The following is a 25,472-nucleotide window of genomic DNA, read 5'->3' as shown; positions in this document are numbered from 1 at the left end:
AGCACCCTTGACCGTCCCGGTGCGACTGCTACGATCGAGAAGGGTCTATGTCCTATCAAGAGAACATATGGCGGCAAAGTGCCCCCAGCGCGCCTGTCCCGACCGGGCGGCGCTGCATCCAACCGACACAAGGGACGCATCGTGGCGAACAATCTGGGACTCACCATCGACCGCTCCTCCCCCGTGCCCCTGTACCACCAGGTGGTCCAGGGTATTGAAGCGGCCATCTACAGCGGCGCACTGGAACCCGGCAGCCGACTGGACAACGAAATCGACCTGGCGGCCCAGCTCAACCTGTCCCGGCCCACCATGCGCAAGGCCATGGACGAACTGGTCCGTTCCGGCCTCCTGGTGCGCAAGCGCGGTGTAGGAACCCAGGTGGTCTCCAGCCAGGTCCGCCGCCCGCTGGAACTCTCCAGCCTCTATGACGACCTCACCAACAACGGCAAGAAGCCCACCACCGACGTCCTGAGTTTCTCGCATGTGGAGGCGGATGACGCCACCATCGCCACGCTGCAGCTGCCGGCAGGCTCCAAGGTGTACCACTTCACCCGGCTCCGTAAAGTGGGCGGCAAGCCGCTGGCCCTCATGGAGAACTGGGTGCGCGACGATATCGCTGACATAGATGAGGCCATGCTGCGGGCCGAGGGGCTCTACTCCATCCTGCGCCGCGGCGGTGTGAACTTCCGGCTGGCAACGCAGCGTATCGGCGCCAAAACCGCCGATGATTACCAGGCCTCCATGCTGGACACCGCGGCCGGGTCTGCGCTGGTCACGATGGAGCGCACCGCCGTGGACGATACCGGCCGCAGGGTTGAAACGGGCCACCACGTGTACCGCGCCGATTCCTACAGCTTCGAAATGACACTCGTCCAGCGCTAATCCAAGGAGCCAACTCCATGACCAACTGGGTCTACCCCCTGGGCACTGCCGGCCATGGCAAATGGGACATTTCGATCGGAACCCCCGATTCCTCCCTTACCGTGAACGGCTGGGCACACACCGGACTGAAGGTGGCCACCCTGGCCGCGGGCGCCGCCGTCGAACTTCCCGCCGCAGACGAGGAACGCATCGTGGTGCCCCTTACCGGGTCCTTCACGGTTAGCGTTGACGGCAGGGACTACCCGCTGGCAGGCCGGGCGTCGGTCTTCGCAGGCCCAAGCGACGTGCTCTACTCGGGCACCGGACGTGCGGTAAGCATCAACTCCTCCGACGGCGGCAGGGTTGCCGTGGCCACCGCGCCGGCCAAGGCGTCCTATCCCACCCGACTGGTATCTGCAGCCGAAACCCCCGTCGAACTGCGCGGCGCCGGCAACTGCTCGCGCCAGGTCCACAATTTCGGCACGCCGGCAGCGCTGGAAGCCGACCGCTTCATCGTGTGCGAGGTCCTCACCCCCGCCGGCAACTGGTCCTCCTACCCTCCCCACAAGCACGATGAGGAGAAGGACGGCGAGACCTCCCTCGAGGAGATCTATTACTTCGAGACGCAGGTGGCGGCCGGATCAGGCGCTCCCTCCGACACCGACGCAATCGGCTACCAGCGTGTCTACGCCTCCGACGAGCGGCCCATCGACGTGACGGCCGAGGTGCGCACCGGCGACGTCGTCCTGGTCCCCTACGGCTGGCATGGCCCGGCCATGGCAGCTCCCGGATACGACCTTTACTACCTGAACGTCATGGCGGGACCCGGTCCGGTGCGGGAGTGGCTGATCAGTGACGACCCGCACCACGGCTGGGTCCGGCAAACCTGGGAGAACCAGGACATCGATCCGCGTCTGCCGTTCCGCCCCTGAGCCTGGCTAGGACCGGACAAGCCCAGGCATGTCAGTGGATGCCGCCACTACCTTGTGCTGCTTCTCGCTCCGCTTGGCGCCGGCCGCAGCGAAGGCCATGACGGCAAGGCCCGCAAAGGTAATCACTGCGCCGGCCCAGATGGGCGAGGTGTAGCCGAGCCCGGCGGTGATGGTGACGCCGCCCAGCCAGGCGCCCAGGGCGTTGCCCACATTGAAGGCACCGATATTGGCGCCGGAGGCCAGCGTGGGAGCCCCGGAGGCGTACTTCATCACGCGCATCTGCAGGCCCGGTACGGTGGCAAAGCCGAAGCCTCCCATCAGCACCAGGGAAATGACGGTGAGGACCGGGTCGGCGGCTGCCAGGGCGAAGGCCACGAGAACCGCGGTCAGCGCGGCGAGCACTACCAGGAGCGTGCGGTCCACGTTCCGGTCTGCGGCCTTGCCGCCCACAGTGTTTCCCACGAAAAGACCCACCCCGAAGACGATGAGCAGCCACGGCACGGTTGACACCGCGAAGCCGGAGACCTCCGTGAGCGTGTAGGCGATGTAGGTGAACGCGCCGAACATGCCGCCGTAACCGAGGATGGTAACAACGATGGACAGCCATACCTGACCGGACCGGAAGGCTCGAAGTTCGGAGCGAAGGCTGCCGGCTTGCTCTGCCGCACCTGCCGATTTGGGGACCAGCGCCAGGATCCCGGCGAGCGCGGCCACGCCAATTGCCGTGATGGCCCAGAACGTGGCACGCCACCCTGCGGCCTGGCCCAGCAGCGTTCCAAACGGCACACCCAGGACATTGGCCGCGGTGAGGCCGGTGAACATCAGCGCGATCGCACCGGCCTTCTTGCTGGGCGGGACCATGCCTGCCGCCACCACAGCGCCGATGCCAAAGAAGGCGCCATGTGAGAGGGCGGCAATGACGCGGCCCAACATCATGGGCCAGTATCCCTCCGCAGTGGCCGAGAGCAGGTTTCCTGCGATAAACAGCACCAGCAGTGCGGCCAGGACCGGCTTACGCTGGAAGCGCGTGACGGCAGCAGTCAGACCCAAGGCGCCCACTACCACGGCCAGCGCGTAGCCGGAGATGAACCAACCGGCCGAGGCCTCACTGACGCCGAAGTCCGCCGCGACCTGCGGAAGGAGCCCGGCAATGACGAACTCGGTAAGTCCAATGCCAAACCCGCCGAGGGCGAGTGCTATCAAGCCAACAGGCATGCGAATGCTCCTTTGAGCTATAGGTGTGGTTGTTCCCTTGACGGGATAGCGCCTAAGATAGTTGCAGACGCGGTATTTATTGTTGCACATGCAAATATACCGCGCAAGCAACTATCTTCGACCGCCGCTAGTGGTCGGGTTGCCGACCCTCTTGTAAGGAGTAAAAGCATGGGCATCAAGGACGACGCCGTCGAGGTCCGCGCCCAGGGCTGGCGAACCCTTGCAGCCCTGCACGGGCTGATTGAAACCGAACTGGAGCGCTCGCTGCAGGCAGAGTCGAAACTCTCAGTGGTGGAGTACACGGTGCTGGATGCCCTCAGCCGGCAGGATGGATGGCACATGCGCATGCAGCAACTGGCCCGTGCCACGGCATTAAGCCCCAGCGCCACCACCCGACTGGTCAACCGGCTGGAGGACCGCGGCCTGCTCACCAGGATTTTGTGCGACGACGACCGGCGCGGGATCTACACCGAGTTGACTTCCAGCGGGAGCAGTTTGCTCGCGGAAGCGCGGCCGGTGCACGACGCCACCCTGGAACGTGCCCTCGATGAGGCCATGGCCATCCCGGAACTGGCGCCGCTGGTGGATGCCCTGCCCCGGTTGCACGCCAGCACCTAGGGCCCGCCGCACGCGCCGAAACGCCCCTGGGGATTCCCTCGGGGGGGGCGGTGCGGGGCCGTTGCGGCGTGGAACAGGTGTGCCCGTTTGGGTTAGGAGAGCTGGGCTTCGGTGGTTGGGGCCTTGCTGCGCGCCACGTTCTTGAAGTAGTGCTCCAAGTCCTCGAGGCTCTTGTCCTTGGTCTCGGGAACGTACTTCGCGGCGAAGGCAATGGCGGCGACGCCGAGGACTGCGAACACGAAGAACGTGTTGGAGATGCCGATCGCCGCCAGCAGCTGCGGGAAGCCGAACCCGATCAGGAAGTTCACGATCCACAACAGGAAGGCCGACGCCCCCACGCCCAGGCCACGGATCTTCAGCGGGAATATTTCCGAGAGCATCAGCCAGGTCACCGGTGAGATGGCGCCCTGCTGGAACGCCAGGAACGTGACGGTGAGCGCCAGGATGACGAAGCCGCGGGCTGTGCCTTCCGGCAGGATCAGGGAGAAGAGGCCAATCAGCAGCAGCGCCGTGGTGGTTCCCACCTGGCCCGTAATCAGCATCCTGCGCCGGCCCACCTTGCCCAGCAGCCAAATTCCCACGAACGTGGCAACCACTGAGATGACACCGTTGGCGATGTTGGCCGTCAGCGCCGCTTCACGGCCAAAACCGGACTGGGAGAGGATCTGGGTCCCGTAGTACATGATCGAGTTCACGCCGGTGATCTGCTGGATCACCGCCAGGCCAAGGCCCACGAAGAAAATCCGGCGAAGCCACGGGATGCCAAGGTCCTTCCAGGACCCCATCTTGGACTTGTAGTCCTCCACGGCCATGGCCTTGACTTCCTCGAACTCCCTCCGCGCCTCTGCCTGTGACCGGATGCGCTTCAGGACGCTGAGCGTCGCCTCGAAGCTGCCCATGGAAGCCAGCCAACGGGGGCTTTCGGGCATGTAATTCATCCCGATCCACAGCGCGACGGCCGGGAGGGTGGCGATGACCAGCATCCAGCGCCAGACGCCGTGGGACTCACCGAACGAGTTGCCGAGGTAGGCGTTGAAGATAAATGCCAGCAACTGCCCCGTAACGATCATGAGTTCGTTTTGGGTGACAATGCGTCCGCGCCGGTTGCTGGGCGATACCTCGGCCAGGTACACCGGAACAGTCACCGATGCCCCGCCCACGGCGAGCCCCAGGATGAACCGGGCGGCGATCATCACTTCCGTGCTGGGTGCAAAGGTGCAGCCCATAGTGCCCGCGAGGAAGATGAGAGCCAGCACCATGAGCATCCGACGGCGACCGTGACGGTCCGCCAGGCGGCCGCCGAACAGGGCGCCGAAGGCGGCACCAAACAACAGGGACGAGGTGACCAGGCCCTCGGTCAGTGGTGTCAGGCCCAGGTCCTCCTGCATATAAGGCAGCGCCCCGTTGATCACGCCGGTGTCGTAGCCGAAGAGCAGGCCGCCCAGGGTGGCGGTGACGGTGGCAGTCCGCAGTGCCCACTTGTGGTTCCCCGGCTCCCTTCCTGCCGTCCCACCGTGAAGCGAGGTCACGGGCGTCCTCATTGGACGCACCATTTTCCGGCCTCCGGCTGGTAGCGGAGGACCTTGGCTCTATTCTCGTTTTCGGCACAGACGCTGGACACCATCCCAGTATTCTGCCCGCCCGGGACGGCGATCTCGTTCCAGTTCCCAGGGAACGCGTCTGGAATCACATCCACGTCGCCGGGGACCGGGTGTCAGAGGATGGCCAACTCCTCCCCCTTTCCCGCAGCCTACTTATAGCGGCCTACTTGTAGAGGTCGGGCTTGGGGTTCAGCTTTACGGTGACCTTTTCGCCGTTCTTCTGCGCTTCGACGCCTGCTTCGCAGCACGCAGCGGTGGCGTACCCGTCCCAGGCGGAGGGGCCGCCGATGTCGCCCTTGACTGCCGCGTCCACCCATGCCTGGATTTCGACGTCGTACGCCGGGCCGAAACGTTCCTCGAAGCCCGGGGTGACGTTGCCGCCCCAACGGCCGGCGCTGCGGGTGTACGGGCCCTTGTCGCCGCCGATGCTCACGATGCCGTCCTCAAAGGAGGCCTGCGTGGCCACCTCGTAGCCAAACTTGGCGTTGACGTAGATTTCGACGTCGGCCAGGACACCCGACTCGGTTTCGATCAGCACGTGCTGGGGATCGTGCTGGCCGTTCGGGGCATTGCGGGTGGCCTTGCCCAGCCGGACCTGGACGCTGATGATTTCCTCGCCGGTGAAGTACCGGATCGCGTCAAACTCATGGACCACGGAGTCGTTAATGAGCATCTCGTTGGTAAAGCCCGGGGGCGTGTTGGGGTTGCGGTGCTGGTGGTGCAACATCAGCAACTCGCCCAGTTCATGGTTGCGGATGATCGAGCCTAACGTGGCGTATTCGGCGTCGAAACGGCGCATGAAGCCCACCTGGATGCGCTTGTGCCCCAGTGCCACCTCGGCTTCGACAATCTTCCAGGAGGATTCGGCGTCGGGCGTGAGGGGCTTTTCGCACAGGATCGGGATGTCCCTGGCTATTGCCTTCAACAGGATGTCCTGGTGCAGGAAGCCGGGGGTGGCAATCAGGACGGCATTGACGTCGCCATTGTCGAGGGCCTCTTCGGCGTCCGCCAGGGCCACTGCGCCCGGGATGCCTTCGACGGCGGCCTGGGCGCGGGCGAGGTCGACGTCGACGACGGCGGCAACTTCGGCTCCGTGGATGCGCTGGTTGAGGCGTTGGATGTGGTCTGCGCCCATACGGCCTGCGCCGATGACGGCAACGCGGAGGGTTTCAGTCATTGTTCTGGTCCTTTGGGTTCTGGGACGGTGCCGTGCTGGCTGTCAGTGCTGGTCCGTCAGCTGACGGTCGTGCGGGAGCCGCAGGACAGCAGGTAGTTGCGGGTGCGCTTGGCGATGGGCATGGGAACGTCGAAGGCCACGGGGTACATATCCTGCTCCACGATGCCGAAAATGGGCCGGTTCAGTGCTTCCACAGCTTCGATGACCGCGCGCAGGTCCGGCAGGCCGTTGGGCGGCTCGGTCATGACGCCGGCCAGGTTCGCGGCGGCCCACGTCATATTTTGCTCGTTGACTCGTCTGAGGATCTCCGGGTTGATCTGCTTCAGGTGCAGGTAGCCGATGCGGTCCGGGTAGTTCTTGATCAGGTCCAGGCTGGAGGCGCCGCAGTATTCGGCGTGTCCGGTGTCCAGGCAGAGGTTGAGGTACTGGGGGTCCGTGGCGCCCAGCAGCGTTTCGATGTCCTCCTGCGCGCCAACGTGGGAGTCGGCGTGGGAGTGGAACTGCTGCTTCAGGCCGAAGTCCTCCAGCAGGGTCTTGCCCAGGCGGTTGTGCCCGGCGAACAGGTCACTCCAGGCTTTGTCGGTCAGGGTCCCGCTCTCCACCGCTTCGCCGGTGACGTCGTCGCGCCACATGGCCGGAATGACAACCATGTGCTCGCCGCCCATGGCCGCGGTCAGTTCGGCCACCTTGCGGGCCGGCTCCCAGGCCTTTTCCCACTGGTCCAGGCCCCGGTGAAAGGCCGTGAACACGGTGCCGGCGGAGATCTGCAGGTCGCGCTGCTTAAGATCCTCGGCGAGGCGGGCTGGGTCCGTGGGAAGGTAGCCGTAGGGGCCCAGTTCGATCCACTTGTAGCCGGACTCGGCTACTTCATCCAGGAAGCGTTCCCACGGGGTCTGCTTTGGGTCGTCCGCGAACCAAACACCCCAGGAGTCCGGTGCCGTGCCGATGATCAGCTTGTTCTCAGTCATGACAGCGTTGTCTTTCTTCTGGGGATTAGTTGGAGGGGAAGTTGTAGGAGGCGCCGGAGGCGTGGTGGGTTTCGGGCCAGCGGGAGGTGACCACCTTGCCGCGGGTATAGAAGCTCACGCCTTCGGGGCCGTAGATGTGCTTGTCGCCGAAGAGGGAGGCCTTCCAGCCACCGAAGGAGTGGTAGGCCACCGGAACCGGGAGGGGCACGTTGATGCCGATCATGCCCACGGTGACGGAGCGCTGGAACTTGCGGGCGGCGGCGCCGGAGGAGGTGAAGATGGCGGTGCCGTTGCCGTAAGGGTTGGCGTTGATGAGCTCGATGCCGTCTTCGAGGGTATCGACGCGGACCACGACGAGGACGGGTCCGAAGATTTCCTCCTTGTAGGCGGTCATTTCGGTCTTGACGTGGTCGATCACGGTGGGGCCGACCCAGAAGCCGTTCTCGTGGCCCGGGACCACGAGGTCGCGGCCGTCCACGACCATGGCGGCGCCGGCGGTTTCGGCTTCGGTGACGATCCTGACGATGCGTTCCTTGGAGGCCGGGGTGATGACCGGGCCCATTTCGGCATCGGGCTCGGTGCCGTTGTTGACCTTGACAGCTTCGGCGCGTTCCTGGACTTTCGCGACCAGGGCGTCGGCGGCGTCGCCAACGGCCACGGCGACGGAGATGGCCATGCAGCGTTCGCCGGCGGAGCCGAACGCGGCGGCGGCGAGGTGGTCGGCGGCGTTGTCGAGGTCGGCGTCGGGCAGGATGATGGCGTGGTTTTTCGCCCCGCCCAGGGCCTGGACGCGCTTGCCGTGCCTGGTGGCGGTCTCGTGGACGTACTGGGCGATCGGGGTGGAGCCGACGAAGCTGATGCCGTCCACGTCGGGGTGGGTCAGCAGCCCGTCGACGGTTTCCTTGTCGCCGTGCAGGACTTGGAACACACCGTCCGGCAACCCGGCTTCCTTCCAGAGCTTGGCCAGCAGCAACGAGGCCGAGGGGTCACGCTCGGAGGGTTTGAGGATGAACGCGTTGCCGGTGGCGATGGCCATCGGGGCCATCCACAACGGCACCATGACGGGAAAGTTGAACGGCGTGATGCCGGCGACGACGCCGAGGGGCTCGCGGAAGGAGAAGACGTCGATGCCGGTGGAGACCTGGTCCGAGTAGTCACCCTTGAGCAGGGTGGGGATGCCGCAGGCGAACTCGACGACTTCCAGGCCTCGGCCGATCTCGCCCTTGGCGTCGGAGAGGACCTTGCCGTGCTCGGCGGTCACGAGCTGGGCGAGTTCGTCCACGTGCGCGGCGACGAGTTCACGGAATTTGAACAGTACCGCGGTGCGCTTGGCCAGGGCGATGTCGCCCCAGGTGTCGGCGGCCTTGCGGGCGGCGGCGACGGCGGTGTCCAGGTCGGCGCGGTTGGCCAGGCGCAGGGTGGCGGATACGGCACCGGTGGCCGGGTTGTACACGGGCGTGGTGCGGTCGCCTTCGCCGGCGGTTTCGGCGCCGTTGAGAAAGTGGTTGATGACGGTGGCCTGGGTGGTGGTGGCAGTCATGGGACTCTTCCTTGAGTAGTGAAAAGTGCGGTTAGCCGAGCAGTTTGCGCTGGCGTGACTTGTGGTCGGTGTAGGCCTGGAAGGCCTGCTTGGTGGATTCCAGTTCGGCCACCTGGGAGACGGGGACGTCCCACCAGGACTCGGAGGACGGCGCGTCCAGCAGCGGATCTGATTCGACGTGGATCAGGATGGGGCCCGAGCCTTCCGGGGCGGCCTTGGCGTCGCGGACGGCCTGTTCGAGTTCTGCGATGACCTTCTCGCCGGGTTCGATCCGGATGACCTTCACGCCCAGGGACTGGGCGTTCAGGGCCAGGTCCACGGGCAGGGTCTCGCCCTCATCAAAGCTGTGCGCCTCTTCGTTCAAGGCCCGGTACTTGGTTCCGAACCGCTGCGAGCCGATGGATTCGGAGAGCGAGCCGATGGAGGCGAAGCCGTGGTTCTGGATCAGGACCACGATCAGCTTGATGCGTTCTGCGACGGCGGTAACCAGTTCGGTATGCATCATCAGGTAGGAGCCGTCCCCCACCATGACGACGACGTCCCGCACCTGATCCCCTGACCCTCCGGCCGCCGTCGTACTTGCCGCTTCGGCGATCACGGCGCGCTTGACGCCCAGGCCGCCGGGGATCTCATAGCCCATGCAGGAATAGGCGTACTCAACGTGGTAACCGAACGGGTCCCGGACCCGCCACATCTTGTGCAGGTCACCGGGCAGGGAACCGGCGGCGGAGACCACCACGTCGCGGGCGTCCATGGCCCGGTTGGTAGCGCCGATGATTTCGTTCTGCGCCGGCAGCGGGGTGTAGCGGGTGTCGAAGGCCTCGTCCACGGTGGCGTTCCAGCGCTTCTTCTCGGCCTCGATCTTCTGCTCAAGGTCTGCGCCCACCCGGTACCCGCCAAGGGCTGCGTTGAGCTTGACCAGTGCCTTGCGGGCATCGGCGACGATCGGAAGCGTGGTGCCGTGCTTGTAGGCGTCGATGGGGGCGACGTTGATGTTCACGAACTTCACGTCCGGGTTCTGGAAGGCGGTCCGGGACGCCGTGGTGAAGTCCTCGTAGCGGGTGCCGATGCCGATGATCAGGTCCGCCCCGGCGGCGATGGCGTTCGCCGCCGTCGTGCCCGTGGACCCGATGGCGCCCAGGGAGTACTTGTGGTCCCAGGGCAGCACGCCGACGCCGGCCTGCGTGTTGCCCACCGGGATGCCGGTCAGCTCCACGAACTTCGCGAGCTCATCGTTTGCGTAGGCGTAGAGGACACCGCCGCCGGCAATGATCAGCGGGCGCTTGGCGGCCCGTATCGCCGCGGCGGCGCGGGCGATGTCGTCGTCCTCGGCGTCGGGGCGGCGGATCCGCCACTCCCGCTCGGCCAGGAACTCCTCGGGAACATCGAAGGCCTCGGCCTGGACGTCCTGCGGCAACGAAATCGTCACCGCTCCCGTCTCGGCCGGGTCGGTGAGGACACGCAGGCCGTGGTGGAACGCGGAGAACAACTGCTCCGGCCGGTTGACGCGGTCGAAGAACTTGGACAGCGGCCGGAACGCGTCATTGACCGTCAGGTCGTAAGCGTAGGGCTGTTCGAGCTGCTGCAGCACCGGGTCCGCGGCGCGGGTGGCAAAGGTGTCACTGGGCAGCAGCAGCACCGGCAGGCGGTTGGTGGTGGCCAGCGCGGCGCCGGTCAGCAGGTTGGAGGAGCCCGGGCCGATGGAGGTGCTGATCGCGTAGGTCTGGCGGCGGCGGGTGTGCCGGGCATACCCCACGGCCTGGTGGACCTGGGCCTGCTCGTTCCGGCCCTGGTAGTACGGCATGATGGCCGGATCCAGCTGCTGGTACTGCTTCAGCGCCTGGCCCACTCCGGCCACGTTGCCGTGCCCGAAAATCCCGAACGTCCCAGGAATGAGACGCTCACGGAACTCAACACCGCCCACCGAGTCAACGGTGTACTGCTTGGAAAGGTATTCGACGACGGCTTGCGCAACGGTCATCCTGCGCGTTCCTGCTGTGGATCCCATGGGAGTTACTCCGATGCTTCTGCGGTGTGGTGAAGGAGGGAAGCGGCCGTGGCGACGGCGCCCGCGACGTCCCCGTCGGCGGGGTAGAGCAGGGTCCGGCCAACCGTGAGGCCCTGCACGCCGGGCAGGGCAAGGGCTGCCTGCCAGGACGCAAAGACCTCGTCTTGGGACCCGTCCGGGTCTCCACCCAGCAGGACGGTGGGCATGGTGGTGGCGGCCATGACGCGTTCCATCTCAGCCACCACCGGAAGCTTCATCCAGGTATACGCGCTGGTGGAACCCAGGCCCTCTGCGATCGCGATGGACTTGATCACCGCATTGGTCGACAGGTCGTTGCGAACCCGGCCGTTCTCCCGGACGGACAGGAACGGTTCCACCATGGCAATCAGCTTCCGCTCGGCCAGGGAATCGATGGCCTTGGCGGTCGCCTCCAGGGTCACCACGGTGTCGGGGTCGCCCAGGCAGATGCGGGTGAGCATCTTCCCGCCGTCCGCGCCCAGGGCCTCAAGGGCGGCGGCGGTGTGCCCGGTGAACCGGTCATCGAACTCGTTGACCAGCCCGGCCAGGCCACCGCGGTTCATCGAACCGAACACCAGCTTGCCGTCCAGGGTACCCAGGAGCAGCAGGTCATCCATAATGTCCGGGGAGGCCAGGACACCATCGACGGCGGGGTTGGCCAGCGCCATCTGCAAACGGTCCAGCAACTGGCGGCGGTCAGCCATGGCCACCGGGTCGTTGCCGACCGCCAGGGCGCCGCGGGCAGGGTGGTCTGCGGCAACGATGAAGTTCTGCCGACCGGCCTTGAGGCCGGGGTGGCGGCGGCGGGACTTGGCAGCCCGGGCCACAGCATCCGGATCTTCCAGGCGGATGGTGCTTAGGTGCTCGTAGCGGCGCGGATCGTCGTTCAGGGCACTGTCAGGGGTTAGGGGCGTGAGCGTCACAGTGCTGCTCCTTCGGTGGCAAGCTGGGTAACAGTGCCCGGAGCAGTAGCAGGGACATCGCGGCCGCGTTCGGCCAGCAGCGAGGTGACTTCCTCCGGCGTCGGCATCGCATCAGCGCAGGACAACCGCGAGGCAACGATCGCCCCAGCGGCATTTGCGTAGTCCAGGACCTGGGCCAGCGGCCAGCCGGACAGCAGCCCGTGGACAAAGGCGCCGCCGAAGGAGTCGCCGGCACCCAGGCCGTTCAGCGTCTCCACCGGGACGGGGGCGGAGACCGCACGTTCGGTGCGGGTCTTGGCCATCACGCCTTCGGGGCCGAGCTTGACGACGGCGATCTCCACGCCGGCGGCCAGCAAACGGTCCGCCTGCTCATCAGGGGTTCCCTCACCCACGGCCACGGCGCATTCCTTGTCATTGCCGATGGCAACAGTCACGTGCGGCAGGACCTTAGCCACCTCGGCACGGGCCTCTTCCTCCGAGGCCCAGAACATCGGCCGGTAGTCCAGGTCCAGGATAGTGAACTGCCCCTCGGCCAGGCCGGTACGGGGACGGGCCTCATGGGCGGCAAGGTGCGCGCTGCGGCTGGGCTCCTGGCACAGACCCGTGACTGTGGACCAGAAAATCCCCGCCTGGCGGATGGCATCAAGGTCCAGCTCCTCGGCCCTGATCTGCAGGTCCGGAGCCGTGGGGAACCGGCCGTAGAAGTACAGCGGGAACTCGTCCGTTGCCGGTTTGATCGCGCAGAACGTCACGGCCGTGGGCCAGTCCTTGACGGGTGTGACAAAGGTGTCGTCGACGTTGAACTTGCGCAGCTCGCGGTGCAGGTATTCACCGAACGGGTCATCCCCGGTCCGGGTGATCACACCGGTCCGGCGGCCGTGGCGGGCGGCGGCAACAGCGACGTTCGACGGTGAACCGCCCAGGTACTTGCCGAAGGAATTGACATCCTCCAGGCCAACCCCGATGTCGTTCGGGTAGATATCAACGCTGATGCGCCCGATCGTAAGAAGCTCGTGGGTCACGGGAATCGTTGACCTTTCTGGTGTGGAACGTCGGCCCCTTGCGGGCGGGACTTCCGGGCTTGCCGGCGTGGTGTGGGCCACAGCCATTACTTTGCCCCAGATCTAATGTCCTGTCAAAAGTTTGTACTGACATACTTACGCGGCAGGCTCGCCAGGCTTTCCCCTCGACTCTTGCGCGGCTACTGCAGCGGACGTATCATTAATCAACCGATAGGTTGATAAACAATGAGGTTGATTACTCGAAAGGCTCGACATGATCTCCGACGACGTGGCTTTGGACACGGCTTTCCTGGCCCTGGCCGATCCCGTCCGGCGCAGCATCATTGCCCGGCTGAGCAGGGGTCCCGCCACCGTCAACGAACTGGCGGAACCGTTCGAGATTTCCAAACAGGCAGTCTCGAAGCACATCCAGGTACTCGAGCAGGCGCAGCTGGTGACCCGAAGCAGGGATGCCCAGCGCCGGCCCGTGCACCTGAACCCCGCGCGGCTTGAGGCGCTTACCGCGTGGATTGACCAGTACCGGTTGGTCCGCGAAGGGCAGTTCCGCAACCTCGACGCGGTGCTGAAAGAACACGCTGCGGCAAGCGGCGGCCAATCCTCCAAGGAGTCATGATGAGCAATTCCCTGAAACTCAGCGTTCCTGAGGGCGTCCCCTTCATCGATTACGAGCGCGAGTTCGATTTCCCGGTGGCGGATGTGTTCCGCGCGCACAAAGAGCCGGACCTGATTGTCCAGTGGCTGGGCCCGCGGGGCATGAAAATGGAGATCGACCATTACGATTTCCGCACCGGCGGGAGTTACCGATACATCCACACCGGCCCTGACGGGGTGCCCTACGAGTTCCGCGGCATCTTCCACACGGTCCGCGAAAACGAGTTTGCCCTGCAGACCTTCGAGTTCGGCGGGTACCCGGACGTGGTGAGCCTGGAGTTCATGACCTTCGAGGACCTGGGCAACGGACGCACGCGGTTGCGGGGGCACTCGGTGTACCCCAGCCAGGAGGCGCGCGACGGCATGGCCCAATCGGGCATGGAAGGCGGCCTCAGCGAGGGCTATGAGCGGCTTGAGGAATTACTGGCGGGGGCCCGGGTCTGAGCCGCGGCCTTAGTTGCGGGTCTTGGCAAGGGCGATGGCTTCGTCCAGGACGCGGCCCAGGTTGGCGGCGTCGTGGGCGAACCGGCCCAGGAAGAGTCCATCCGCGGCCGGCAGTTGGGGCAGCAGCCCGGGGCCGGCGCTGCCGCCGTAAATGAGGGGGCAGTCTGCGCCCAGCTCAGCACGGATCTGGGCCAGGACTGAGTTGACGTGCTGTGGCGGGGCAGGTTCCTGCGCGCCGATGGCCCACACCGGCTCGTAGGCCAGGACCAGTCGGCTGAGCAGCGCGGCATCTCCCGCGGTGGCGGAGCGGACCTGCGCCACGCAAAAGGCGGCGGCAGCCCCGGCGTCGAGCCTGTCCGGCTCACCGATGCAGAGCAGCGGGGTGAGGGAATGGCCGACGGCGGCACGCACCTTGCGTGCCACCACGGCGTCATCCTCGGCAAAGAGTTTGCGGCGTTCCGCGTGGCCAATTTCCACGAGCGAGACGCCGAGTTCGGCGAGCATCCCCGGGCTGACTTCCCCGGTCAACGGCCCGTCCCCCCAGGCGCAGTTCTGCGCCCCAAGCAGCACGGGCGAGCCGGCCAGGACCCGGCCTGCGGGTTCCAGGACCGGAAAGGACGGGATGACGAAGACCCGGACGGGCTGATTCCCAGCCAGTCCTGGTCTCTCGTCCACAATGGAGCGCACCTCCGACAGCCAGCGCAGGCTTGCCTGGTAGCCCAGGTACATTTTGGTGCTGACACCGATGTAGAGGGTGCCGCTGCCTGCGTTGCTGCCGGAGGTGCTCATGGATTCCTTGCGTGGATGGTGGGCCCGCTCAGTCGAGCAGGTCGTCGGCCTTGTTCTTGAAGCGCCGGGTGGCGAACATCATCGCCGCCGCGACGAATGGCAGGACACCCAGGGCATAGACGCCCATGGAGCCGGTGGGCGATTGGGTCGCCTCGTTGACGGCAGTCCGGAGGATCGGCGCCACGAAGCCGCCCAGGTTGCCCAGGGAGTTGATCAGGCCGATGCCGGCGGCAGCAGCTGAACCCGCGAGGAACGCGGTGGGATAGGACCAGACCACGGGACCCACGGCCAGGAAGCTGCAGACAGCCAGGGTTATGAAGATCATGCCCAGCACCGGCTGGTGGTTGGTCCCCGCCCAGGCCGACCCGAAGATGCACAGGCCGGTGGAGATGAAAAGGATGGTGCCGAACTTCCGGCGCTTGGCTACGGTATCCGCGGCCTTGCCGATGAAGTAGCAGGAGAAGATGCCGAAGAACCACGGAACGGCAATCAACAGGCCGACGGCGAGCCCCACCTTCTGCCCGGTGAGGGAAGACACCTGCTGGGGCAGGAAGAACGTCACGCCATACACGGCGACCTGCAGGCAGAAGTAGATCACGGTGAAGTACCAGACGCGGCCGTTGCGCATGGCAGCGAGGATGCCGCGCGGACCGTGCTCATCCTTGATGTTGTCCTCAAGGGCCATGACTTCCTTCAGCGCGTACTTCTCATCGCTGCTGAGGAACTTCGCCTTTTCCGGACCATTGATCAGGAAGAAGAAGGCTGCGATGCCTGCCAGGACGGCCAGCATGCCTTCAACGAAGAACATGACCTGCCAGCCGCGCAGGCCGGGCACCTGATCACCGATGTTGATCAGCCAGCCCGACAGCGGGTTGCCGATCATCTGCGAGAACGGCTGGGCCAGGTAGAAGATGGCGAACATCTGGACGCGCACCTTGTTGGGGAACCATTCGGCAAGGTACATGATCACGCCGGGGAACAGCCCGGCTTCGGTCACGCCCAGGAGGAAACGCAGGATCACGAAGGACGTCTCGCCCTGTACAAAGGCGAAGCAGGCCGAGACGATGCCCCAGGTGATGGCGATGCGGGCCAGCCAGATCTTGGCGCCGACCCTCTTGAGCAGCAGGTTGCTGGGAATCTCGAAGATCGCATAGCCAATGAAGAAGATGCCGGCGCCCAGGGCGAAGGCCGCGGCGGACACTCCCTTGTCAGCTCCCAGCGCCGCCTCGGCAAAGCCGACGTTGGTGCGGTCCAGGAACGAAACGACGTACAGGATGACCAGCATCGGCATGAGCCGGCGGGCCGCCTTGAAGATCGCGGACTTCAGGACCGGACGGGCCAGAAGCTCCTTGGATGTTGCGGTGGTTTCGGACACAACACTCTCCTTCGAGTGGTGATGTTGGTGGTACCAGGGGGCCGGCGGCCCGCTGGCTTAGTGGGTGGCGCCCGGCCTTTCAATTTGGCCGGGAAGGCGCGCCGTTAGTGCATGTAGAGTCCGCCGTCGACGTTCAGTGTCTGGCCGGAGATGTAGCCTGAGTCTTCGCCGATCAGGAAGGAGATGGCTGCCGCCACGTCGCGGGGGCTGCCCACCCGGTTCACCACCAGGTCCTTGACCAACTCATCCTTGCGTTCCTCACTGAGAGTGCCGCCCATGATGTCGGTGTCAATCGGGCCCGGTGAAATGGCGTTGACCGTGATGTCGTACTCCCCCAGTTCCCGGGCGGTGGCACGGGTCAGGCCGATGACGCCGGCCTTCGCCACCGAGTACGGGGTCTTGCTGAAGGTTCCGCCGCCGCGCTGGGCGGAGACCGAGGAGATGTTGACAATCCGTCCCAGCCGGTTCTTGACCATCGACTCGGCGGCCCGGCGGGTGGCGTAGTGGACACCGTTCAGGTTGATGTTGATGACGCGGTCCCACTCGGCGCCGTCGAGTTCGAGGTAGGGCACCGGGGAGCTGACGCCTGCGATGTTGGCCAGCGCCACCAGCTGCGGCAGTTCCGCTTCGATCTCGTCGATCGCGGCCCGGACCGATGCTTCGTCGGCAATGTTTGCGCCGGCGCCATGGGCTTTGACGCCGTGCTTTTCCGCCAGTTCCTTGGCCACCGCTTTGCAGGCCGCGTCATCGAGGTCGATCACGCCGATGTTCCAGCCGCGCTCGGCCAGGTAGTCGGCGGTGGCACGGCCGATGCCGCGCTCGGAGACGGCGCCGGTGACGATCACCGTGCGGTCTGCGGGAAATGCTGTCATGAAGTGTTCCTTCTAAAGGGGGTGGTTTTGGTCCCGGAAAGCGCTAGTCCGCAAAACTCAGGACAGCGGGGCCGGGCCCAGTTCCTCGATGAGCTTCTGCATGGCGACGTACGCCTTGTTCCGGTAGGCAACCAGGGCTGCGGTGCGGTCTGCGGGGACGTCAAGGAAGCCGGAGCCGGTCTTGGTGCCGAGCTGGCCGGCGTCGACCTTTTCCTGCAGGATCTTCGGGGTGGCGAACCGCTCCGGGAAGCCGGTCTGCAGCGACTTGTAGCAGAAGGCGTAGACATCCAGCCCTGCCATGTCGGCGATGGCGAAGGGGCCGAAGAAGGGCAGCCGGAAACCGAAGGTGGTACGAACCAGGGTGTCCACGTCCTCCGCGCTGGCGATGCCTTCCTCCACCACCTGCGCGGCCTCGTGGAAGAGGGCGTACTGGAGCCGGTTCAGCACGAAGCCGGTGACGTCCTTGACGGTGGCGGTTTCCTTGCCGGTCTCCCCCACGATGGTGCGCGCGGCCTGGACGGTGGCCTCGGAGGTTCCTTCGTGCGGGATGACTTCCACGCCGGGGATGAACGGTGCCGGGTTGGAGAAGTGGACGCCCAGGAACCGCTCCGGGTTTTCCACTACCTCGGCCAGTTTGGCGATGGAGATGGTGGAGGTGTTGGAACCGATGATCGCGTCGGGGCGCGCTGCGGCGCTGATCCGGCTCAGGGTGGCGTGCTTGATTTCGAGGACTTCGGGCACGGCCTCCTCGATGTACTCAGCGCCGGCCACTGCTTCCTCGATGTCCTTGGCGGCCCAGAGGTTTTCCTTGAGCAGGTCCGTGGCGTTGGCCGGGAAGAGGCCTGCGGCGACGAACTCGTCGGATTCCTTCAGCAGCCGCTCGTAGTTGCTCTGGGCGATCTCGGCGGAGACGTCGGCCAGCGCGACGCGGGCTCCTGCGAGTGCCAGGACCTGGGCGATACCGCCGCCCATGTAGCCTGAGCCAACGACGGCGATGTTACGGGTGCTCATTTGTCCTCAAGTCCTTCCGACGCGTCCTCGTAGGAGGAGATGGCGTCTACTTTTGCCGCGGATGCGGAGTTTTCGTCGAAGCGGTAGTCCAGCCACTCGCCCACAAGTTTCTTGGCGAGCTCCAAGCCGATGACGCGCTGGCCCATGGTCAGAACCTGGGCGTTGTTGGACAGTACGGAGCGTTCCACCGAGTAGCTGTCGTGGGCGGTGACCGCGCGGATGCCCGGTACTTTGTTGGCAGAAATAGCGACGCCCAGGCCGGTGCCGCAGATCAGGAGGGCGCGGTCCGCTTCGCCGGCGGCCACCTTGCGGGCGGCGGCGACGGCCAGGTGGGGGTACGCGGTGGCATCGTTGGATGCCACTCCCACATCCTCTACCGAGGCAACGCGGGGGTCCGCCTCCAGCAGTTCGCGCAGGGCGTTCTTGTATTCCACGCCGGCTTCGTCGTTGCCGACGACGATGCGCCAGCCTGGCTGGGTGTTCTCGGTCATGATGTTCTCCTTAGGAGCTTTCGATGGTGGCGGCGTAGTCGGCCACCCTGCGGGCGATGAGTCCGAAGGACACGGCTCCTGGGTCCGGGTGGCCCAGGCTCTTTTCCGCCAGCGGCCGGGCCCGGCCCTTTTTCGGGCTGAGCTCTGCAGTTGCGTCAGCGGCCTTTGCCGCCGCCTCCGCTGCTGTGCGAAGGCTGGCAGCCAGGCTGCCGCCGTCGTCAATTGCCTTGCTGAACGTTTCGGCGAACGGAAGCAGCGCGTCCACCATGGTCTTGTCCCCCGCTTCCGCCTTGCCCAGGGTGATGATGGCGTCGCGGAGGGCGTTGACGGCCGCCGCTGCGTCGGCGGCAGTGTAGGAGTCCTTGCTGCCAAGGGTCTTTCCGACGGCGGTGACGGCGGCGCCCCAGAGGGCCCCGGAGGTGCCTCCCGCGCGTTCTGCCCACTGCTCCCCCGCCGCCGCGAGGAGTTCCTCGAGCCCTGCGCCGGCAGCGTGGGACTTTTCGGCCGCGGCAACGGCGGCATCAACACCGCGGCGCATGCCAATGCCGTGGTCACCGTCCCCGGCGATGGCGTCCAGCTTGCCCAACGCCTCTTCGTGTTCGACGACGACGGCCTGGGCTTCCTTCAGCGCGTCCAGTGCCGTGGCGGCCAGGGCAGTTGACGCGGGGGTGGCAGCCAGCGTCGGCTCGGTTCCGGCCTCCTCAAGGGACTCCACGGACCGTGCACGCCGGGGAGCCAGGTTGCCCTTGCGGAAGGCGGGGGTGTCAGCCGGCGCGGACCAGAACTTTTCCAGTTCCCCGTCCAGCCAGAACAGCGTCAGGGACAGGCCGGACATGTCCAGGCTGGTCACCAGTTCACCGCATTCGGGCTCCACGATCTCCAGCCCGGCCTCGGTGAGCAGTGCCTCGATCTTGCCGAACAGCAGGAACAGTTCGTCGTACTTCACCGTGCCCAGGCCGTTGAGGATGGGCACCACACGGCGGCCCGCGGTTTCCGGCTTGTCCTTCAGCAGCCCGTCCACCAGCAGCTGCGCAAGCTCGCTGGCGCTGGGCAGGGGCTGCTCGGAGATCCCGGGTTCGCCGTGGATACCGAGCCCCACGGACATCATGCCCTCCGGCACCGTGAACAGGGGCTCACCTGCGCCGGGGAGGGTACAGCCAGCAAAGGCAACTCCCAGCGAACGGGTGTGGTGGTTGGCCTTGATGGCGAGCCGCTCCACCTCGTCCAGGTCCAGGCCGGCCTCCGCTGCCGCCCCGGCCACCTTGAAGACCGTGAGGTCGCCGGCGATGCCTCGGCGCTTGCCGATCTCTTCCAGCGGAGCGCTGGCGATATCATCGGTGACCAGGACGGTCCGGGTTTCGATGCCCTCGGCGTTCAGCTTGTCCTGCGCCTGCCCGAAGTGGAGCACATCGCCGGCGTAGTTGCCGTAGCTGAGCAGGACGCCGCCACCAGTCTGGGATGCCTTGGCAACGCGGTACACCTGCCCCGCTGAGGGGGAAGCGAACATGTTGCCGCAGGCACTCCCGGCAGCGAGCCCGGCGCCCACCAGACCGGCGAAGGCCGGGTAGTGGCCCGATCCGCCGCCGATGACCAGTGCCACCTGGCCATCGGGTGATTCGGTGGAGCGGACCACGCCGCCGTCAACGCGGGCCACGTACTGGCGGTTGGCGGCGACGAAACCGTCGAGGGCCTCGTCTGCGAACTGCGCTGGATCGTCAAATATCTTTGTCATGATTCCTCGTTGAACCGGTCGTCTCGGTTGGGATGCCTGCAGGCCTAGCGGGCAGGAACTGCCGCCGGGGTCTGGCGGCCCTGGGCCACCAGGCTGGTGCCCAGCTTGTAGCCCTCGCGCTTGGGCAGGACCTGGCGGCGCAGGTAGTCCTGGTTGGCCGCGGTGACGCTCAGGCCGTCGCCACCGTAGTGTTCGGTGCAAATGATGCCCTGGAAGCCGACGGAGATGGCGAACTGGAAGGCCTCGCGGTAGCTGATGAGGCCGGATTCCATGGGGGCAGGCATGGCCACGTACTGGTCCCGGGCCCGGTCCTCATCGCGGATGTAATTCTTGACGTGCCAGTAGTTGGAGTACGGCAGGGTCTTGTGCACCACTTCACGCCAGTCCTCGATGGGACGGTGAAGGCGGATCAGGTTGCCGAGGTCCGGGTTCAGGCCAACATTGGGCAGGTCGATGTCCTGAACCAACTGCACGGAGGAATCGGCCGTTCCCAGGTAGGTGTCCTCGTACATCTCCAGCGATACCAGGAGGCCGAGTTCTGCGGCGTGCTTGCCGACTTCGCGGATGCGGGTAACGGCGTTGTTCCACGTTTCCTTGTCCCCCACGGGGTCCTTGTGGCCTTCAACCGTCCAGAACCACAGCTGCTTCTGCTGTTCAGGGGTGATGGCCTGGTGCAGCCCGATCGAGACCACCTCGCAGCCGAGCTGCGCTGCGGCCTCCAGGGTGCGGTGGGTGTAGGCCAGGTTGTCTTCCCAGTTGGCCTCTTCGATCACGCTGCGGCGGATGGCGGAAATGGAAGGCAGTCCCAGGCCGGCTGCGGTGGCGGCGGACTTCAGCTCATCGAGGCGGGCGCTGGACAGGTCACCGGGGCGTACCCAGCTATCGGTGAGGTCGGCGTTGGTGAAGCCTGCGTCAGCGACTTCCTCGAAGACCTTCTGCCAGTCGCTGGCGGGCGCGTCCTGGACGGAGCTTCCATCGGGCTTGGTGCCCGGGAACTGCAGCAGGGCTGCGGCGATGGGCCAGTTTTCGGCGGTGTACGGCATTGTTCACTCCAGATTTAGAATCGCATTTCCTATAGGATCTACGTTACTTGTCCGCCCTGTCAAGGGGCGCTTTGTTATGCCTGCTCAAGCGCAGGTTTAGGGAAAAGGGGGCAGCGCAGCGGCTGGATACTGCTAGCTGCGCACTTCACTGTCATGCTGTGAGCGCTGTTTGACGCCCTCGATGTGTTCGATCATTTTCTGCCGCGCAAGTTCCGCGTCACCGGCCACAAAGGCTTTGAGGATCTCGGTGTGCTCCGCAATTGCGTAATCGGCGTCGGTCACGCCCAGGCCCCCGAAGAAGCGGAAACGCTGCACCTGACCACCCAATGCGTTATAGGCGGACAGCAGGAACTGGTTGTCAGCGAACTCGGCTATCAGGCGGTGGAAACGTTCGTCGGCTTCCCAGTAGGCCCGGAACTCGTTGAAGGACGGTCCCCGCGGGGCTGCCTTCAGGTCCTCGATGGCCTGTTCCAGCTGCTTGGTCAGTTGCGGATCCCCGTGCTTGCAGGCCATGAAGGCGTTCGCCGGCTCGATGACCAGCCGGGCGTCCATCAGGTCAGCCAGCTCTTCGGGGGAGAACAGCGGCGCCACGCGGTAACCGCGCAGGGCCATCCTCCGGACCATTCCCGTAGCTTCCAGGCGGGCCAGGGCTTCACGGACCGGCGTCGGGGAAACGTCCAGTTCCCTGGCCATCCCGTCAATGCTGACGGGAGTGCCAGCCTCCAGCCGCCCGTCCATCAGGGCAACGAGAAGCGCCTCATAAACGTGGTCGGCGAGGACCTGCCTGCTGACGCCGCCGGAGGCCTGGTTCTTGGTTGCCATGTAGAAATCCTATAGCCGCAGAACGCGCGGTAGCGCGAGTGTGAAGGGCGCTGCCGGACCCGCCATGGTGCCGTGCGGACGGTTGCCGCACGGCACCATGCTGGACAGAAGCGTGGTGTCAGGAAACCTGCAGGCCGCCGTTGATGTCGTAGGTGGCGGCCGTGATGTAGCCGGCGTCCTCGCCAAGCAGGAACGCGATAAGTGCGGCCACTTCCTCGCGTGTTCCCACACGGCCCATCATGATTCCCTCGGACATCTGGGCCTTGCGCTCGTCGGTCAGCGTGCCGCCCATGATGTCGGTGTCGATCGGACCCGGCGCGATGGCGTTCACGGTGATGTTGTGCTCGCCCATTTCACGGGCCAGTGCGCGGGTGAACCCGAGGATGCCGGCCTTGGAGGCGCTGTACGCCACCTTGGAGTAGGTGCCGCCGCCGCGCTGGGCGGAAATCGAGGAGATGCTGACGATCCTGCCCAGTTCCCGCTCGATCATGCCTTTGAGCACCCGCTGCGACACCACGAAGGTGCCGCGCATGTTGATGGCGAAGACCTTGTCCCATTCCGCCACCGTGGTTTCCATGAACGGAGTGGGTGAGCTGATGCCGGCGAGGTTGACCAGTCCAACGATCGGCGGAAGCGCCTGCTCAATCTCGGTGATGGCGCGGTCCACCGATGCTTCGTCCGAGACGTCCGCGCCCACGCCGATGGCCTTGACGGCCCGGTTGGCACCGATTTCCGCGGCGGCGGCCTGGGCGTCTTCGGCGTTGATGTCGAGGATGGCGATGGACCAGCCCTCGCTGGCCAGGCGGTCGGCGGTTGCACGGCCAATGCCGCGGGCGGATGCGGCGCCGGTGAGGACTGCGGTGCGTTCTGCGGGGAATGCGTGCTGAGTTGTCATTGGTATTTCCTAGTGGGTTTCGGCGGCAGGAAGGGTGGCACCGGGGGCGGAGACGCCTTCGGGCCGCTTGCGTGCGTAAAGGTAGGTGGCGGCTGCGGTTATGGCGAGGCAGGCGGCCAGGAAGACCAGGCCTGACTGGCTGTTCCCGGTGGCATCCTTGAGGATGCCCACAATGTAGGGCGCCACGAAGCCGCCCAGGTTGCCGAGCGAGTTGACCATGGCCAACCCTGCAGCAGCAGCGGCGCCGGTGAGGGCCGCGGACGGCATGGCCAGGAACGGGGCGATTGCCGAGTAGATGCCCATGGCCGCAAGGGTCAGGAACACCATGGCGAGCACCGCGTTGACCGGCAGCAGGAAGCCGGCACCCAGGAGGCCGACGGCGGCGAGCACCATGCTGATGCTGGCGTGCCAGACGCGGTTGCCGGTACGGTCCGAGCGCTTGCTCCAGAAGTAGACGAACACGGCTGCGATGGCATACGGGATGAAGACGATGAACCCGACCTGGGTTGAGTCGAAGGTTCCGAGGGCCTTGACGATAGTGGGCAGCCAGAGGCCCAGCCCGTAGATCCCGCAGACCAGACCGAAGTACAGCGCGGAGTAGGCGATGGTGCGGGGGTCTTTCAGGCCTGCAAGGAAGTTGTGGTTTCCTGCCTTCTGCTTGTGCGCCAGTTCCTCAGACATGGTGGTGGAAAGCCATTCGCGTTCCTCCGACTTGAGCCACTTGGCGTGTTCGGGCCGGTCCGTCATGACGAAGGGCGTGATGATGCCCAGGATGATGGCGGGGATGCCTTCAAGGATGTAGAGCCACTGCCAGCCGTGGAGTCCGGCGACGCCTTCAAGGTTCAGGAGCATGCCGGACACAGGAGCGCCCAGGGCGTTGGAGATGGGCTGGGCCAGGATGAAGATGCCCAGCACGGTGACGCGCTGTGCTGCCGGGAACCAGAGGGTCAGGTAGAAGAGGATGGCGGGGAAGAAGCCGGCTTCGGCGGCGCCAAGCAGGAAGCGGATGATGTAGAAGGTGGCTTCGCCGTTGACCAGGAACATGGCCGTGGCGAAGATGCCCCAGCTGATCAGGATGCGGGCAATCCATTTGCGGGCGCCGAAGCGGTACATGCCGCCGTTGCTCGGAATTTCCAGCAGGGCGTAGCCCAGGAAGAAGATGCCTGCACCCAGACCGTAGGCGGCCTCGGTCAAGCCGATGTCCCCTTGCATGCCGGGCTTGGCAAAGCCCACGTTGTTCCGGTCGAGGTAGGCAATGAAGTAGAGCAGGACGATCAGGGGCATGAGCCTCCGGCGAACCTTGCGGAGGGTGGTCTCGCCCAGTTCGCTGAGCGCGGGGGCGGCGGCACGGGAGGTCATCGCGTACCTCCCGCTTTTGTTTGGGGACCCTTGAAAAGGGAATGCGCGCGCATGAAGACTCCTTTGGCTGGCGGCATTTTGTGGGGGATGGTGATATCAGATGTCTGATGTCTGACTGAGATTGTAGTCACACGGGAACGCGACCGTCAACACAGGGTCTTTCCTGAGCGCCATCGGGCGGCTCATGCAACGCCGCTGCCCCTGGGCAGGTGCGGCCAGGGGGCTTTCAGCCGGCGGTGGCTCCAGTGCGGCTGGACATGGCAAGGAACTGCTCGTAGTCCTCGAAGGTCTGGGTGATGTGCGCGTCCATGGTGGAACGGGCAGTGGCAGGATCGCCGGCGGCAATGGCAGCCAGAACCATCTTGTGGTGGTGGATGGCGTGGCGCTGCACATCCGGGAAGGCCGAGGTCTCCCGCCGCATGGCATACAGCAGTGTGGACAACTGGCCCAGCAGGGCCGGCACGAAGGGGTTGCCGGAAGCGCGCAGGACTGTGTCGTGGAAGGCGATGTCCGCCACGGTGAGGGCATCCACGTCCCCAGTTTGGTGCGCCGCTTCCATCCGGTCCACGCTTTCCTGCAGGGCGGCGAGGTCGGCGGGCCTGTGCCGGGAGGCGGCCAGTTCAGCAGCTCCGGTCTCCACCATGCGGCGGACTTCCAGCAGCCGCAGTGCTACCTGGTCGGAGGCCACTCCCCTGGAGGCCGCCTGCATAATGGCGTCCATGCCGGTCCATCGTTCCGGAGGATTGACGAATGTGCCGAGCCCGCGTTTTACGTAGACCACGTTTTGGGCCTTCAGGACGTTCATGGCTTCACGCGCCGTCAGCCTGCTGACCCCGGAATCCTTGGCGATATCTGCCTCGGGCGGCAGGGCGTCTCCGGCCTTAATCTCTCCGCTGAGGATGTGCTCAAGGACTTTGTCCACGACGGCGTCGACCAGGGTGCGTCGCTTTTCTGCCATCGTCTTTCCCCTGCCTGGGCACGCACGGCGCCCCTGAATTTGCCTTCCTCAACATTACTCGACGCGCCCGTTCACCCGCCGCCCGCCGTCGTCGTTCCATGCGGACGCTTGTTAAACAGCAAACGCGGGGCCTCCCCGTGCCGGTCC

The 25,472-nt window shown here is 65.5% G+C and carries 24 protein-coding genes; 5 read left to right on the top strand and 19 right to left on the bottom strand.

Translation table 11 applies throughout. The features are described from left to right. Window positions 1-141: 141 nt before the first annotated feature. Window positions 142-882 (top strand): GntR family transcriptional regulator, encoded by a 741-nt coding sequence (locus tag ACETK3_RS06605; protein ID WP_236821354.1) that lies wholly within the window; start codon window positions 142-144, stop codon window positions 880-882. Between the two features lie 17 nt (window positions 883-899). Further along, window positions 900-1,793 (top strand): 5-deoxy-glucuronate isomerase, encoded by an 894-nt coding sequence (gene iolB / locus ACETK3_RS06600; RefSeq protein ID WP_373992681.1) that lies wholly within the window; start codon window positions 900-902, stop codon window positions 1,791-1,793. A gap of 6 nt (window positions 1,794-1,799) precedes the next feature. Here the strand turns inward: iolB and ACETK3_RS06595 are convergent, their stop codons facing one another. After that, a complete protein-coding gene (locus ACETK3_RS06595) occupies window positions 1,800-3,008 on the bottom strand; it encodes an MFS transporter (protein ID WP_237429908.1) in 1,209 nt (402 codons plus the stop codon). A 168-nt stretch (window positions 3,009-3,176) separates the two neighbouring features. Here ACETK3_RS06595 and ACETK3_RS06590 point away from each other — a divergent pair, with 168 nt between their 5' ends. After that, window positions 3,177-3,626, top strand: coding sequence for a MarR family winged helix-turn-helix transcriptional regulator (locus tag ACETK3_RS06590; RefSeq protein WP_236801223.1), 450 nt, complete (start codon window positions 3,177-3,179; stop codon window positions 3,624-3,626). A 92-nt stretch (window positions 3,627-3,718) separates the two neighbouring features. Here the strand turns inward: ACETK3_RS06590 and ACETK3_RS06585 are convergent, their stop codons facing one another. The 7 genes from ACETK3_RS06585 to iolC form a co-directional block, all read right to left on the bottom strand. After that, the gene (locus ACETK3_RS06585; protein ID WP_373462188.1) at window positions 3,719-5,155 is read right to left on the bottom strand and encodes a sugar porter family MFS transporter; all 1,437 of its coding nucleotides are present in this window, start codon (window positions 5,153-5,155) and stop codon (window positions 3,719-3,721) included. Window positions 5,156-5,390: 235 nt separating this feature from the next. After that, entirely contained in the window at window positions 5,391-6,404 is a 1,014-nt protein-coding gene (locus ACETK3_RS06580; RefSeq protein WP_237429906.1) for a Gfo/Idh/MocA family protein, read from the bottom strand. A gap of 56 nt (window positions 6,405-6,460) precedes the next feature. Continuing rightward, window positions 6,461-7,372, bottom strand: coding sequence for a sugar phosphate isomerase/epimerase (locus tag ACETK3_RS06575; protein WP_237429905.1), 912 nt, complete (start codon window positions 7,370-7,372; stop codon window positions 6,461-6,463). 25 nt (window positions 7,373-7,397) lie between these two features. After that, on the bottom strand, window positions 7,398-8,912 hold the full coding sequence (locus ACETK3_RS06570; protein WP_237429904.1) for a CoA-acylating methylmalonate-semialdehyde dehydrogenase: 1,515 nt from the start codon (window positions 8,910-8,912) through the stop codon (window positions 7,398-7,400). Window positions 8,913-8,943: 31 nt separating this feature from the next. Continuing rightward, window positions 8,944-10,893: a 3D-(3,5/4)-trihydroxycyclohexane-1,2-dione acylhydrolase (decyclizing) gene (gene iolD / locus ACETK3_RS06565; RefSeq protein WP_237429903.1), complete on the bottom strand. Its 1,950-nt coding sequence runs from the start codon at window positions 10,891-10,893 to the stop codon at window positions 8,944-8,946. A gap of 32 nt (window positions 10,894-10,925) precedes the next feature. Next, window positions 10,926-11,861, bottom strand: a complete 936-nt coding sequence (locus ACETK3_RS06560; protein ID WP_237429902.1) for a deoxyribose-phosphate aldolase — start codon at window positions 11,859-11,861, stop codon at window positions 10,926-10,928. Further along, window positions 11,858-12,883 carry a 5-dehydro-2-deoxygluconokinase gene (gene iolC, locus ACETK3_RS06555; protein WP_236801214.1) on the bottom strand — a complete coding sequence of 342 codons (1,026 nt, stop codon included), beginning with the start codon at window positions 12,881-12,883 and terminating at the stop codon, window positions 11,858-11,860. Before iolC ends, ACETK3_RS06560 begins: the two co-directional genes overlap by 4 nt. A gap of 253 nt (window positions 12,884-13,136) precedes the next feature. Between iolC and ACETK3_RS06550 the strand changes: the two genes are divergently transcribed. Continuing rightward, window positions 13,137-13,496 carry a helix-turn-helix transcriptional regulator gene (locus tag ACETK3_RS06550; protein WP_237429901.1) on the top strand — a complete coding sequence of 120 codons (360 nt, stop codon included), beginning with the start codon at window positions 13,137-13,139 and terminating at the stop codon, window positions 13,494-13,496. Then, window positions 13,496-13,978: an SRPBCC family protein gene (locus ACETK3_RS06545; RefSeq protein ID WP_236821344.1), complete on the top strand. Its 483-nt coding sequence runs from the start codon at window positions 13,496-13,498 to the stop codon at window positions 13,976-13,978. Before ACETK3_RS06550 ends, ACETK3_RS06545 begins: the two co-directional genes overlap by 1 nt. Before the next feature lie 9 nt (window positions 13,979-13,987). On the opposite strand, the gene ACETK3_RS06540 is transcribed toward ACETK3_RS06545, so the two are convergent. From ACETK3_RS06540 to ACETK3_RS06490, 11 genes are all read right to left on the bottom strand, one after another. After that, window positions 13,988-14,767: a triose-phosphate isomerase gene (locus tag ACETK3_RS06540; protein WP_237429900.1), complete on the bottom strand. Its 780-nt coding sequence runs from the start codon at window positions 14,765-14,767 to the stop codon at window positions 13,988-13,990. A 28-nt stretch (window positions 14,768-14,795) separates the two neighbouring features. After that, complete coding sequence (locus ACETK3_RS06535) at window positions 14,796-16,142, bottom strand: MFS transporter (RefSeq protein WP_236801211.1); 1,347 nt, start codon at window positions 16,140-16,142, stop codon at window positions 14,796-14,798. Between the two features lie 104 nt (window positions 16,143-16,246). Beyond that, window positions 16,247-17,014 (bottom strand): SDR family NAD(P)-dependent oxidoreductase, encoded by a 768-nt coding sequence (locus tag ACETK3_RS06530; RefSeq protein ID WP_237429899.1) that lies wholly within the window; start codon window positions 17,012-17,014, stop codon window positions 16,247-16,249. 57 nt (window positions 17,015-17,071) lie between these two features. Continuing rightward, complete coding sequence (locus ACETK3_RS06525; protein WP_236801209.1) at window positions 17,072-18,025, bottom strand: 3-hydroxyacyl-CoA dehydrogenase family protein; 954 nt, start codon at window positions 18,023-18,025, stop codon at window positions 17,072-17,074. Beyond that, window positions 18,022-18,516 (bottom strand): ribose-5-phosphate isomerase, encoded by a 495-nt coding sequence (locus ACETK3_RS06520; protein WP_236801208.1) that lies wholly within the window; start codon window positions 18,514-18,516, stop codon window positions 18,022-18,024. Before ACETK3_RS06520 ends, ACETK3_RS06525 begins: the two co-directional genes overlap by 4 nt. 10 nt (window positions 18,517-18,526) lie before the next feature. Next, complete coding sequence (gene dhaL / locus ACETK3_RS06515; protein WP_236801207.1) at window positions 18,527-20,248, bottom strand: dihydroxyacetone kinase subunit DhaL; 1,722 nt, start codon at window positions 20,246-20,248, stop codon at window positions 18,527-18,529. A gap of 44 nt (window positions 20,249-20,292) precedes the next feature. After that, window positions 20,293-21,291: a sugar phosphate isomerase/epimerase gene (locus tag ACETK3_RS06510; protein WP_237429898.1), complete on the bottom strand. Its 999-nt coding sequence runs from the start codon at window positions 21,289-21,291 to the stop codon at window positions 20,293-20,295. A 132-nt stretch (window positions 21,292-21,423) separates the two neighbouring features. Beyond that, on the bottom strand, window positions 21,424-22,113 hold the full coding sequence (locus ACETK3_RS06505) for a GntR family transcriptional regulator (RefSeq protein WP_236821340.1): 690 nt from the start codon (window positions 22,111-22,113) through the stop codon (window positions 21,424-21,426). 118 nt (window positions 22,114-22,231) lie between these two features. Next, window positions 22,232-23,008, bottom strand: a complete 777-nt coding sequence (locus ACETK3_RS06500) for an SDR family NAD(P)-dependent oxidoreductase (RefSeq protein WP_236801203.1) — start codon at window positions 23,006-23,008, stop codon at window positions 22,232-22,234. Between the two features lie 9 nt (window positions 23,009-23,017). Further along, window positions 23,018-24,367, bottom strand: a complete 1,350-nt coding sequence (locus ACETK3_RS06495) for an MFS transporter (protein WP_373992680.1) — start codon at window positions 24,365-24,367, stop codon at window positions 23,018-23,020. A gap of 226 nt (window positions 24,368-24,593) precedes the next feature. Further along, window positions 24,594-25,325 (bottom strand): FadR/GntR family transcriptional regulator, encoded by a 732-nt coding sequence (locus tag ACETK3_RS06490; RefSeq protein ID WP_237429896.1) that lies wholly within the window; start codon window positions 25,323-25,325, stop codon window positions 24,594-24,596. Window positions 25,326-25,472 lie beyond the last annotated feature (147 nt).

The organism is Arthrobacter sp. E44 (assembly GCF_041877125.1).
GTDB lineage: Bacteria > Actinomycetota > Actinomycetes > Actinomycetales > Micrococcaceae > Arthrobacter.
The sequence above is the reverse complement of the archived record's forward strand: the minus strand, read 5'-3'. Positions and strand labels throughout refer to the sequence as shown.